At 65.7% G+C, this 12,397-nt stretch carries 12 protein-coding genes; 5 read left to right on the forward strand and 7 right to left on the reverse strand.

Translation table 11 applies throughout. The annotated features are described in order from the left end of the window. Positions 1 to 637: 637 nt before the first annotated feature. From BUC15_RS17405 to BUC15_RS20105, 6 genes are all read right to left on the reverse strand, one after another. Positions 638 to 1,030: a type II toxin-antitoxin system VapC family toxin gene (locus BUC15_RS17405; protein WP_073190927.1), complete on the reverse strand. Its 393-nt coding sequence runs from the start codon at positions 1,028 to 1,030 to the stop codon at positions 638 to 640. Continuing rightward, positions 1,027 to 1,254, reverse strand: a complete 228-nt coding sequence (locus BUC15_RS17410; RefSeq protein ID WP_073190930.1) for a FitA-like ribbon-helix-helix domain-containing protein — start codon at positions 1,252 to 1,254, stop codon at positions 1,027 to 1,029. Before BUC15_RS17410 ends, BUC15_RS17405 begins: the two co-directional genes overlap by 4 nt. Positions 1,255 to 1,369: 115 nt before the next feature. Continuing rightward, a complete protein-coding gene (locus BUC15_RS17415; protein ID WP_073190933.1) occupies positions 1,370 to 2,362 on the reverse strand; it encodes a Gfo/Idh/MocA family protein in 993 nt (330 codons plus the stop codon). A gap of 262 nt (positions 2,363 to 2,624) precedes the next feature. Next, positions 2,625 to 3,848, reverse strand: a complete 1,224-nt coding sequence (locus BUC15_RS17420) for an McrC family protein (protein WP_073190935.1) — start codon at positions 3,846 to 3,848, stop codon at positions 2,625 to 2,627. Beyond that, entirely contained in the window at positions 3,820 to 6,510 is a 2,691-nt protein-coding gene (locus BUC15_RS17425) for an AAA family ATPase (protein ID WP_073190940.1), read from the reverse strand. Before BUC15_RS17425 ends, BUC15_RS17420 begins: the two co-directional genes overlap by 29 nt. Further along, positions 6,507 to 6,995: a hypothetical protein gene (locus BUC15_RS20105; protein ID WP_073190943.1), complete on the reverse strand. Its 489-nt coding sequence runs from the start codon at positions 6,993 to 6,995 to the stop codon at positions 6,507 to 6,509. The genes BUC15_RS17425 and BUC15_RS20105 overlap by 4 nt, the downstream gene beginning before the upstream one ends. Before the next feature lie 440 nt (positions 6,996 to 7,435). Here BUC15_RS20105 and BUC15_RS17435 point away from each other — a divergent pair, with 440 nt between their 5' ends. Continuing rightward, positions 7,436 to 8,305 (forward strand): hypothetical protein, encoded by an 870-nt coding sequence (locus BUC15_RS17435; protein WP_073190946.1) that lies wholly within the window; start codon positions 7,436 to 7,438, stop codon positions 8,303 to 8,305. Continuing rightward, positions 8,306 to 8,776 (forward strand): PIN domain-containing protein, encoded by a 471-nt coding sequence (locus tag BUC15_RS17440; RefSeq protein ID WP_073190949.1) that lies wholly within the window; start codon positions 8,306 to 8,308, stop codon positions 8,774 to 8,776. A gap of 412 nt (positions 8,777 to 9,188) precedes the next feature. On the opposite strand, the gene BUC15_RS17445 is transcribed toward BUC15_RS17440, so the two are convergent. Next, positions 9,189 to 10,073, reverse strand: coding sequence for a polysaccharide deacetylase family protein (locus BUC15_RS17445; RefSeq protein WP_073190953.1), 885 nt, complete (start codon positions 10,071 to 10,073; stop codon positions 9,189 to 9,191). Between the two features lie 231 nt (positions 10,074 to 10,304). Between BUC15_RS17445 and BUC15_RS17450 the strand changes: the two genes are divergently transcribed. The 3 genes from BUC15_RS17450 to BUC15_RS17460 all read left to right on the forward strand — a co-directional run bounded on the left by BUC15_RS17450 (position 10,305) and on the right by BUC15_RS17460 (position 12,258). Further along, positions 10,305 to 10,763: a GNAT family N-acetyltransferase gene (locus BUC15_RS17450; RefSeq protein ID WP_073190956.1), complete on the forward strand. Its 459-nt coding sequence runs from the start codon at positions 10,305 to 10,307 to the stop codon at positions 10,761 to 10,763. Positions 10,764 to 11,293: 530 nt separating this feature from the next. Continuing rightward, complete coding sequence (locus tag BUC15_RS17455; RefSeq protein ID WP_139280346.1) at positions 11,294 to 11,560, forward strand: hypothetical protein; 267 nt, start codon at positions 11,294 to 11,296, stop codon at positions 11,558 to 11,560. Positions 11,561 to 11,772: 212 nt separating this feature from the next. After that, on the forward strand, positions 11,773 to 12,258 hold the full coding sequence (locus BUC15_RS17460) for a tRNA (cytidine(34)-2'-O)-methyltransferase (protein WP_073190962.1): 486 nt from the start codon (positions 11,773 to 11,775) through the stop codon (positions 12,256 to 12,258). Positions 12,259 to 12,397 lie beyond the last annotated feature (139 nt).

The raw sequence follows: 12,397 nt of genomic DNA on the forward strand, positions 1-12,397 counted from the left end.
GCAGGTGTCGGCGGCGGATCGCTGGTGACGAGCCCTTTCACAGGTGTCGACGGCGGATCGCTGGTGACGCGCACCCGGCCAGCGACCAGGTGCCGCCACGGCGCCGAGGGGAGCAGCCAAGGTCTGCTGGAAGGCGCGTTGCGCATCTTCGGAGACACACCGATCGCGCCGCTGGGTCCAGCGCAAGGACCTTCTCCTACTGCAAAGCGACGGACTCGTCGTGGCGGATGTGTGCCGGGCCGCAAACCGTAGTCGGGCGATGCGCTGGGTGTGTCGGTACCCGCCGGCCGCACGGCGGCGCCAGGGCTCACTCGGCTCCGTCGGACCGGCTCAATCGGCAGCGGACTACTGGCTCAGTGCTGGGCGGAACACTGGCTCCCAGCAAGCGCAATATCCAAGGGGCCCATCCCACCTTCGGAGCGCCCCGACACCAAGGCGGCGACGTCACCGGACTGGACAACCTCCCTGTGCCCACCGCACGCCGAGAGACAAGGCGCCATCAAAGCGGTATGCCCCACAGGCCCCACCCCGCCTGGACATCTCGCCCCCCAGCCTCCCAACATGGGACTGGATCTGCGCTCAGTAGCTCCGGGCCAGCCGGCTCAGGCGACCTGATCAACGCGCCAGGCGCGGCAGATCAGTGCGTTCGGTGGAGCAGATGCACCTTGGCGTGGTGACCGCCGCTGTCGAGCTTCGCGTCGCAGGTATACAGCGGTGCATCCAGCGCCTCGGCGAGAGCGAGGTACGTCGCGTCGTAGCTCGTGTACCTGTGACGCAACTGCCAGATCCGGTCAGCCAATGGTGCGACCTCGTAGCGGTTGATGGCGAACGCGAAGTGGTCGTGACGAACCTCGTCTGCGACAGCGGCATCGAGTTTGCCGCCCAGGCGCAGGCCCCTCAGCACGGACAACACCTCGACATCAAGCAGGTGCGGAGCGTGCACGTCGCCAGTGAGGGCATCCAGCAACTCGTCGGCGACCTCGCGGCCGATCAGTGCCTCGACCATCGCGGAAGCGTCCAGCACGATCACCGGCGGCCTGCCTGCAGAGCGGCGACGACGTCGTCAGAGCTGGGCCCGCTGGAACGGTCCCGCGCTCTGAGCCGAGCGACGATCTGCTCGTTCGTGGGCCGGGCGGCGATCTTGGCCAACTCTGCGGCGACGTACGCCGACAACGACATGCCTTCCGACGCCGCGCGTTCCTTCAGGGTGGCGGCGACATCGTCGGCGACATCACGGATATACAGGGTGGTCATGACACATCATGATAGCACTGTGCAAGCACGCGCGTTCAGTGCGACCCACCGTCCCACCGCGGCAAATCGGTGCGGTCACCCGCTCAGACGGATTCTGACGGTGTGATGGCCACCGTCAGCGAGGCGGACGCAGTCCGTCGGCCGGGAAATGGATGCCCATCTGGCTGCGGGCCCGGTCCATGACCCTGAGTGCGGTCAGCGATGCCCTGTTGAACGGGTGTGCTTGGCTGGGGTCGGTGAGGAACTGGTCCATCGCCTGGAGCACGTAAGCTTGCTGGCTCAAAGGCTTATCGATGTGCACGTCCTGCGAGTGGTGGTCGGCGTGCAGGAGACGCAGGTGCCGCGGGTTGTGGATGACGTCGATGACCAAGGTGGCGTTCTCGCCTTGGATCTCGCTTGGTGCGTCGCTGTTGGTTGCCTTGCTGTACAAAACCTCGGCGACCTTGTCGGAGTAGGTACACAGGAGGGTCCCGGCGGCGTCGATGCCATTTGGGAGGAGGAACCCTGCCGCCTGAACGGCGTCGGGTTCACCGAAGAGTCTGACCAAGGGGTTGACGCAGTAGGTGCCGATGTCCATCAAGCCACCTGCCGACATTTCCGGGTCGAAGATGTTGACCTGCTGACGGGCGAGGATTCGGTCGTAGCGTCGTGATCGCTGGCAGTAGCCGAAGGTGACGCGGCGCACGGGGCCCAAAGCCGGCAGGAGGCCTTCGATGGCGGCGTAGCTGGGGTCGAACAGGCTGCGAACGGACTCCACGATCACCACCCCGTGCTCCTCTGCGACGCGCAGCATGTCGCCGAACTCGACGGCGTTTGACGCTGCCGCCTTCTCGACCAGTACGTGTTTGCCGCCGGCCAACATCGAGACGGCCTGGTCGTGATGGAGGGCGTTGGGGCTGGCGATGTAGACCACGTCCACGTCGTCGGCGACCGCGAGCGCGTCCAGACTGGTCTCGACGCGGGCCGCTGAGTGTCGGGCAACGAACGCTTCACCCCGGGCGCTGTCCCTCGAGTGGGCGACCGTGTGCTCAAAGCCCTCCACCTGTCGGCCCGCCTCCAGGAAGAGGTCAACAATGGAGCTGGTGCCAATGGTTGCGTAACGGGTCACAGGGATCCCGGCCTCTCTCCTGGGGTGGTGCTGGGTGAGCTTTCCCTCCTGCCCCGCGGGGCTTGAGGACGCACCCGAATCGCTAAGGCTGTCGCGGGGGTCGCGCGCCGGTCATGCCTGCTCCAGTCTAGGCAGGTGCTGTCATAGCCCTCCTCCAACTTCGCACGGGAGTAGACCTCCTGCATCGCGTGGTTGCTGCCGGGTTTCAGTGAAACCCCCGTCGTTCGGATGCTGTTGATGGACTTGAGCCTCTCGTCATCGGTCAAGGTTGGCCTCCCATCCGTGCCGGCTGCCTCTGCCCGCTGTTCAACTCCACCGTGACACAGTCGGCGGCCAGCCGCTTGACCTCCGCGAGCAGTTCGGCAGGCTCCGACTCAAGGTCCAGCGTATGCACGACGATCCGCACTCCCGCCCTCCGCACGACGTGCGTCCGCGCCTCCTCGTACCCCTTTGCGTACACGAGGTGCCCCTCGGACAGCCCGAGCACGGTGCAGTACGCCAGCATCTGGTAGAGGTCGGCCTGCGGGAAACCACTCGGCTTCTCTGCCTTGTACTTCGCGTCGACGACCACCCTCGGCACGCCCTGCTCCAACCACACGAAGTCGGGCTTCACTGGCACCGTCTCGTCCTCGTCGAGGTGGGTCACGAACTGAAGCCGGGACTTTCCCCCGTGCGTCCGGAACGACTTCCGCAACGCCACTGTCACGAAGTCCTCGAAGACCTTGGCCATGTTGAGCAGGTAGCCCGTGACGACGACGTCGCCCACCCGCTGCTCGAAGGACCGGCCGGCAAGGACCAGCTCCGCCAGCTCCAGCGTCGGCACGTAGCGTGCGTTCAGCCGGCTCGGGTTCCACCTCGGCACCGTCCCTCGCACTGGCGTCGAAACGTCAGCGAGCTGTAGCCGCAGCCGTTGCAGTCCTCCTCGGTGTCGGTCCCCAACCCCTGGGGTCCGTAGCAGGCGCTCGGCCGCGGCGAGGAGAAGCTGGTTCTCCGGGATGTCAATGCTGTACTCGTCGTAGCGCACCTCCAGCGGCACGGCGCGGCCGAACCGCCGTCGCAACTGCTCCGACTCCCGGATTCGCCCCCGTAGGACGGGCAGGCTTTCGTCCACCGTCACATAGCCCTTGAGCAGCCCCTGATCCAGAGCCCGCCGGGCCAAGGCGAGGAACGCGTCTGCCAGAGCCTCTGGCAGCTCAAGCTCGGGATCGAGCGATACCAGGTCCCCACGCCAGTGGCTTGGGCGCAGGGCGTAGCCCATGAGAAACACAAGGCGGTTGATGTCGATCTTCGGCCGGATCACGACCTGCAGCCCGTCGACCCGCGCGACCCCCACCTGATTGCCAGCCGCCACCAGCCAGCGGTTGGGGTCCATCGTCGGCGTCACCACCGCGACACCAGCCGCGGCTAACGCCTCCGCCGCCCCTCTGCTCAGTTCGATGAGCCTTGACGGTTCACCCTCACGCAGGATCAGCGGGTTGGTCTTCATCGCTCGTCACCGCGCCGCCTTGTGTCGGCACCTTGGCCCGGATCGCATCGAGGCCGTACTTCTGGCGGACATCCACCCCGTCGCCGTAGTGATGCTCCTCCAGCAGCGGCAGGATCGCCGTCCGCCAGGCCCGCTCCAGGCCTCCGTCGACATGAACCGCATCGCGCATGAAGTAGGACGGCCCGATCTTGAAGTCGTCATCCTCGATTCGCCGGTTCAACTCATCGAGCAGCTCGGCCACTCTTCCGTCACGCCCGGTGGCAGCCAACCAGCGGCGCAGGACATCACGGGCGGGCGGCTCGGATGGATGCAGCGGCACGAACGCGAAGCGGCGACGCATGGCCGCGTCCACAAGCGCGATCGAGCGGTCGGCCGTGTTCATGGTACCGATGATGAACACGTTCTCCGGCAGCGTGAACCCGATGTCGTCATCGGTCGCGTAGAGCAGGTCGACGTTCTGGTTGCGGTACTCCAGCAGGAAGTACAGTTCGCCGAAGATCTTGGCCAGGTTGCCGCGGTTGATCTCGTCGATGATCAAGAAGTACGGGGCCGACGGGTTGTCGCGGGCCGCGTCCACGACCTTTCGCAGCGGCCCCGGCTTAAGCTTGAACCCGCCCTCCTCCAACGGCCGGTAGCCCTCGAAAAAGTCCTCATACGAGTAGGCCGGATGAAACTGGACCAGGCGCACGTTGTCCCCGGCCAGGTGCGCGGCAAGGTGCTGCGCGATGTAGGTCTTCCCGGTGCCGGGCGGACCGTAGAAGATGAGCTGCGGCCGGTCGCGCAGGAGGTCGACGCATTCCTGGAGCCAGGCCCGCTCCACGTGCAGCTGCTCGGCGAGATCGTCGGTGGCGTCTGGGAGCGTCAACTCACGGACCACTGGCGCCGGCGTCACTTCGATCGGCGACGGTGGGGCGAGCATCTCGTCGAGAAGATCCAGCTGCTGGGTCATCTCGACCACGTCGTACTGGATCTGCAACCGGGCCTTGACCTCGGGGGCCAGATCGCCATAGTCATGCCCGATCGGAGACCAATCGACGTCGCGGCGCAGGTTCGAGAGGCCGCTGGCCGATGCCAAGTATTCAGCCGGGCCGGAGACTGTGCCGACGTAGAGCTTGCCTTGGCTGGTGGTGGCCACGATGTCCCCTACCCGCATCCGAGTCAGGAACGCGTGGAACTCGTCCAGCTTCGCGGCCTTGGCGGCGTAAGAGGTCTGGGAGTAGTCCTCGTCAACGATTTCCTTCAGCTCCGCACGGCTGATCCCTGCGTCAACCTCGCGGAGCTTCGCAGCGCGCAAGGAAGCAAACCCGTCCCTCAACCAGCTGGGAATGAGGTCGTGCCCGTCCACCGACGACCCCCGCACCAACCAACCGCGCTTCGGGAGCGGCTCGAGAACACCTTGGGTCTCGAGATAGTCGCGGAGGTCCTCGACCCGGACGTGCTGGCTCTCGTCGGCTGTCCCACCGGCGTCGAACACAACGCCCTCAGCCTCCAACGCCTCCCGTTGAGTCTCCGTCCGGTCCCCATCGGCCCAGGCGAATCCGGGGACGGTCCTGCCGCCCTTTCCGAGAATCCGATGAGTGCCCTCGGCCCGTGACGTGTTGGCGAAGGTGCCGACGGTCTGAGCGTTCGTCGAGGCAACCGCCGCCAGATCGCCGTACGTGGTCCAAGTACCAGGCTCGACGGCGTCCAGCGCAGCCTCGAGAACGCCGACGTATCGAGGTGCTTCCGAGGACTGCCCTGCCCTGGCGATCTTCTCCCGGTAGGCGCGTCCGGCCTCCGCGTCGAGGCCGACGCCGTCAGGATGAGTGGCCAGGGCCTCGCGGCCAGCGTCGGTGATGCCCCACCAGCCCTTCTCCTTCGTCATCCACCCGGCTGCGACCATGTCGGTAGTCCCCCACGTGAGGTTGTTCTCCCACCGACGGGTCTCATCGCGTTCGCGGAAGGTCGCCCGCTCGTAATCGCTGAGCTCATCGCGAAGGAGCTCACCGACTCGTGCCAGCACCTCGGCCCGCCTCAGTGGGCTCTCCTTCGACATGACTTGCAGCGCAGCTCGGTAAAGCAGCCATCGACGCACCGGCTCGGCTGGGCTGCCGTCATCACTAAAGCCAGGATCCACGCCTCTCTCCCCCAGCGCCTGCAACCGCTCAACGGCGTCGTTGCGCGAGACGCTGAAGACCGTCTTTGCTCCGTTCACCATGGCCAAGAGATCCCGTTGCAGCGAGTCGCGCGGGATGGGTTCCTGCTGCCACTGGACCGGCAGGAAGTGGCGGGCGATGCCCTCGTCCTGGGGGTCATAACCGTAGGTTCCGGTGCAACGGCCGAGTGCGATCAACCCCGGCCGAGTCACCAGCGGCATCACGATCAGGTCGCCGACGGCGATCGAGCTGCGGAAGGCCCAAAGCTGGCCCGTTGTGCCGGCGCGGCTCTGGGGCGATGCATCCGGATACAGCCGGTCGACGATCTCTCGCACCTGTTCACGCTTCGTGATCGCCGTCATGTCCGGTACGTCGAACCAGCCGATGCTGGCGCGTCCGAGGGACAGGTTGGATGACTCTGCCTCCCCCTTGAGACCAGCCCGGACGACCCATGCGTGTGGCGAGTTGGTCCCTGAATCGGGCCCGGATACCAATTGGTTGGCTTCCCCCGGTTGCTGACTTGTCACGGCTGCTCCTGCTCGAGAGGGGATCGGTACTCGGTGCCTGTGGCCATCGCGGCCTGCATCTCGTCGTAGATGCTCAGGATCAGGTCCTTGGTGAGATAGGTGCCGTGGGTGGCCAGTTCCTTGCGTTTGACGATGTTGAAGCTGTTCATACGCCACGTCTTCCCTTGACACCCCGAAGACATGGAATATCGCTGAGTCCAATTCCACGCGGCACGAGTGTCGAAGGTCGGCATTCCAGGATGCCGTGCCATTGAGGCCCAGAGCGGACATTCCGGGTTGAGGAAGCCTTCGCGCACAAGTTCGTCGATGCGGCCCCCAGATGCGAAGGCCGGGTTGAGGGAGATCCATGGCTCGGGCCACTGGCGGTCGGCGTCAAGTTCCTGCTCGTAGTGATGCTTGAGCCGCGCGTCCTTCACATCGATCGACGCCGTCGTGAACGACCTGTAGTCGTCGATGACCATGTCGCGCACCTTGAATACGTCCACGCTGCCTCCCCGTCGCGTAGCCGCAGCCTAGCCGAACGCCGTAGCCAACAACCCACCGAGCGGGCCCACGATGAGAGATCGTCGCCCGCCCGCGCGGAGCTGGCAACAAAAGGCGTGCGAAACGAGTCTTCCCATTCGACAAGTCACACATCTGACGGGTTCCGAGATTCCCCGTCATTCCCTGTGGCTGAGCCGACTGGTGGCGCCGCGGTGCCCCGGCTAGTCACCTCCCTGCATCACACCCACGCGCTGGGGACGGGAGAGGGCCGAGGTGCGCCGGCCAGGAGGTGCGTGCCCGGTCTACATGCGCCAGAGCAAATCGAGCAGAACAGCGGTGATCCGCGCGCCGAAGGACGCAGCGGTTGACACCGCGCGAGCGTCGGAGACCGCCGGTAAGCTGGGCTGTCTAGGTCACGCATTGACGAGGCGGGGTGATTCTCATGGCAAGGCAGTTTGAGTTCCGACTGATCGACGGCGCGGCTCCCGAAGGTGAGCTCGAGGCCGATCACCTCCTCGCGATTGTGGAGAGCCTCAAGGAGGTCGCCATGAAGCTTGGGCGAACCGAAACGGCTGCAGAGACAGTCGGTCGCCCACCGAAGAGGACGCAGCGCGTTGCGAAGCTCTCCATCGGTCTGGCCGCCGGCAGCACGAGGTTGCTCGTCCGACGCTCAGAGTCGGGCCAGGAGGTCCTGCCATTCGAGGTCGATGAGGAACGCGAGTTCGACGAAAAGTTCCAGGAGATCGTTGAGTCGATCGCCGCCGACCTGCGTCCGGAGTGGGTGCCTGCTCCCCTGGCAAGAGCAGCCGGCAACCTTCGTTCGGCCCTGGAAGTTGCCGCCCCCATTGTTGAGTTCAAGGCCGGAAATGAGGTGCAGTGCATCTTCCGCACCAAGGAGACACAGCGGGAGACATGGAAGCCCGTGGAGGCGCAAACAGCCGGGGACATGGTCACCTTCGTCGGTCGGCTTCGCGCGGTCAACCTCGATACCCACCGGCTCACAGTCACCGATGACCTCGGAAACAAAGTGACCCTTCCGAGCGTCGTCCATGACGCCGGAATCGGTCATCTGTTGGGTGAGTATGTAACGGTGATCGGAGCGCCTGAGAGGAGTTCAAAAGGCAGTCTGACTCAGATTCACGATGCCGAAATCGTTGCCGCTCCAGCGCTGCCGGACGAACTGAGGCTGGCCATCTCAAAGGTAGTCACCCTCGAGCAGATTCTGACGAGCGCTCCCGGCCCTGGGTTCGGCGGGATTGCTGATCTCACCGATGAGCAGGCGGATGATTTCCTAGACGCACTGGGTCTCTGAATGGCGGGACTCAGCACGGTACTCGTCGACACTGACATCTTCGGATCTCTATTCGTGAGGCCAGACCGTGCAGGTCAGCGAGGGCATCCCGTCACGGCTTGGCGATCAGCCCTCGAAGGCGTGCGAGTCCTCATCTCGTTCCAGACTCGGGCAGAAGTCCTCGCAGGCGTTTTCATTGATTCATGGGGCAAGCGGCGAGTCGCGGATGTTCGTGAGCTCCTTGATGCGACGCCGACGGTTGGGGTCGACTCGGACGTCATTGAGGCGTACGCGCGGCTTCGCGCTGACTGCCGACGCGCAGGGCATCCCCTCCATGCCAAGCCGCACAACGCCGACCGCTGGCATGCGGCCTGCGCCATCGCGAAAGGGCTCCCGCTCTTCGCCCGTGACGGCATCTACGCGGGCACACCAGGCCTCACCCTCTTCGATACACCAAACATCCCGCCGCCTCTCACTGGGTTCCAGACGTGACTGGGCCCCCGCAACGACCACGGCATCGCACTTCCTTGAACCAGCTCACCTGCTCCGCTTCGGAGTTGTAGTTCTTCACCACTCAGGTGGCCAGCGCCAACGCACGCATCGTGGACGAGACTGTCAGCGTCCGGGGAGGATCAAGTCAAGCTGCTGCGCCTCGATGAGAGCACAGCCGCGGGCCTCGATTTCACCGTCGATCCGGGCACCACGACAGTGACAATGGAACCGACACCCTGCCCGCCCGCGGAGGTGGCGCTGATTCTGTCCGACGCGCCAGCCAACGTCGCGCTGCTGACATCATTCCTGGAACAACTCCCTGCGCCTGCCAACGCCTCGCCGTCATATGTCTCGCCGGCGCCGACGGCTTCGGGACCGCCCCGACACCCCGGCCTGACACCAGCCGATCCGGTCAGCCGACGTCGGGGAGCACTTCGCGCAACCGGGCGAAGGCGAGCCCGCCGTCGAGCAGACGCGGCAGCGCCTCCGCCATGCCGTCTGCCGTGCCGGAGCCCGGCCGGTTGAAGTGCCCGATACAGATCGACCCCGCCCGCGCCCCTTGCATCGCCTCGCGCACCTGGCCAGGCGAGAAGGTGGCGCCTGCATCCGCGTTGATGTCGAAGTTCACCACCCGCTGCCCCAGCTCAGCGACGATCTCCACCGCCACGTCGTCAACGTGCGCCGTCCCCGACCTGAACCACAACGGCGGCGCGCCCGTCAGTTCCGCCACCCCGGCGCGACCGCCCAGCACCTCGTCGAACACCTCCCCCGCCGACGCCGTGCCCGCAATCCCGTATGCCTCGGCGCCGCTGACCGAAAGCGGCTTGTGCTCGGCGCCGTGGTTGGCGAGCTCGAACAGCGGGTCGGCGGCCAGTTCGCGTGCGATGCCCGGGTTCGCTTCGATCCACCGCAGGTTGAGAAACAGCGTCGCCGGCACCTGGAGCCGTCGGAGCACCGCGATGAGCGCCTCGTCGTAGCCCGATCCGTGGCGTCCGCCGCAGGCATCGAACGTCACCACGGCCGATTGGGCCTCGCTGCGCAGCACCACGCCGTCGACCTCCATCCCCCACTGCTCTGGGGTGCGGGCGCCGTAGCCAGCCACGATTTCGTCCCGGCTAGGCAGCGGTGCCGGACCCGTCGGGGTGGGGCTGGGCGGCCGGATGGTCGGCGATGGTGACCGACTCGGAACGGCCGACGGCGTGAGCAGCGCCGTACCAGTCGGCTGTCCTGGCGCGACGGCGCAGCCCGCCAGCCCGACCAGGCCGAGCCCGAGGACCCCTCGTCGCGCGATTTGCATGCTGGATTCTCCCACGAGCCACGCCCGCCCCTCCACGGGGGGGACATCGCACTTGGCGGCGAGCACCTTCTCGAACTGGGCTGCGAGTCGGCCACCCGCCCGCCCTACCCGCAGGCGACATCGAGAGTTGTACCCCGACCGGCTGGAGCCAAGAAATGCTGCGGAGCTCACCACGGCCAAGGAGCCGTTCGCGCCCGTCTTGAAGCTCACGGGCCTGTGTAGGGTCGGGTCATGCCAACAGACACATTCGTACCTGCGGGCTTCACGGCCCCGACCAGGCTAGTCACGTCGCGCTTCATCCTCGAGCCGCTCGGGCCGCAACACAACGAGGCCGACCTCGCAGCCTGGGGTTCCAGCATCGAGCACATCCGCTCGACACCCGGCTACCCAGACGGCAACTGGCCCCCGTCTGAGGGGATGACGCCCGAGCGAAATCTCGCTGACCTGACCCGCCACGTCGCCGACTTCGTGGCAGGCAAGGGGTTCACCTTCACCGTCTTGTCGCCCGTCGATGGTGACGTCATCGGCTGCGTCTATCTTTACCCATCGCCGTCTGAAGAGTTCGACGTCGAGGTCCAGTCATGGGTGCGGGCCAGCCACGCCGATTTGGACACGCCTTTGGCGGACGCGTTGGTGGACTGGATTGCTGGCGAGTGGCCGTGGCGACGGTTGGAACGGCGCGGCCGCTGACAAACCACTGATCAGCCTCCCTTCGCAGGTCGTCCCGGTCGGAAGATCCGCGTCACAAGGGAAGCCCCCTCGTCACCAGTGAGTTCCCCTCGTCACCAGCGATATTCCCCCGACACCAGCGAAAGCCCTCGATACCAGCGATATCCCCTCGATACCAGCCAAATCCCCCCGACACCCGCGAAAACCCTCGATACCAGCCAAATACCGCAGGTAGCCAGGAATACCGCTGGTATCCACCGCACAACGCTGGCGACCACGTCCATCCCCTGACACGGCCATCGACGGGCCAGTCGTCGCGCTGACCGCCCGACCCACACCGGTCGGTGCGGGTTTGACGTTGAGCACTATCCCGGCCTCGATGGCCGTAGAGGCCTGTTGTCACGTTCAAATCCGCATCGAACCCGGATTAGTGCTCAAGGCCCAACGCGACCACGGCCCCCAGGGACGCCAGGGACCCTTCACCGCACTCCCACCCCTCGCGCCTACACCCGCACTCTCCAGCTCTGCAATTGGGCACTAGCCTTGACCCCATGACAGTCACGCTCGCGGAAATGATCGAGATCCTGGCCGAGGCCGATCCGGTGGGACTCATCGCGGGAGGTGCGCCGAGGGACGAGTATGCGGCTGAGGCTGAGTCGATCCTCAGCCTCAGGGGGGTGCCGCGTTTGTCCGAGATCACCGGCATTTTCGCGGTGAGCTTCAGCGAGCCCGGTGCGTGTAATCGTGAGACGGCGCGCTGGATCGTGGACGAGATGGCCCAACGATCTGGTGAATCGCCCGCGACGACGAACCCCTGACGAAGCTCGACGCCGTCGGCACGCCGTCGGCTGGGCAGGGTTTTGAGCAGGATTTGCAAGTCATTGAAGCGACCTCGGTGTTGTCTGCTGACGATGCCAGCGTCTTGTCGATGAGCAGTAGATCCTGCTCAACCAGCTCACCGGACCAGACCATGCCGATTCAACCCGACCTCTGTTCGCGAACGGGCCACGAAGCGGGCACTCTGAGGGACATGAACGTCGAACCCCAGCCGCTGCGCATCCTGTTCCATTCGCCACGGATCCCGAACAACACCGGCGCGACGATGCGGCTGTCCGCCGTGACAGGAGCAGAACTGCACCTGGCCGGCCCACTCGGCTTCGACATGGACGACGCCAAGCTGCGCCGCGCAGGTGTCGACTACCGCGACCAGGCCACCACCTTCGTCCACGACTGCCTGGACGACGCCTTCGCCTCAGTCATGCCAGCCCGCGTGTTCGCATTCACCTCCCACGGCCTCACCCCTCACACCGATATTGCCTACCGGCCCGGCGACGTCTTGTTGTTCGGCCCTGAACCGACCGGGCTCACCCCGAACGTACTTGCCGACCCGCGCATCGCGGAGAAGGTGCGGATCCCCATGCGGCCCGGTATGCGCTCACTCAACCTCGCAAGCGCGGCCGCGATCGCCGTCTACGAGGCCTGGCGTCAGCTGGGCTACCCGGGGGCGGGCCTTTGAAACCTGACGTGATTGCCGCCGTCGAGGCTGGCCATCGACACGTACGGACCACGGATGGGCGATCCTCGTCGTCAGACGGATCAGAATCGACCACTGGCCGATTTTCGGGGAGCGTGACGGACGGCGGACGCGTCCGGGA

The organism is Tessaracoccus bendigoensis DSM 12906 (assembly GCF_900141915.1).
In the GTDB taxonomy this organism is placed as follows: domain Bacteria; phylum Actinomycetota; class Actinomycetes; order Propionibacteriales; family Propionibacteriaceae; genus Arachnia; species Arachnia bendigoensis.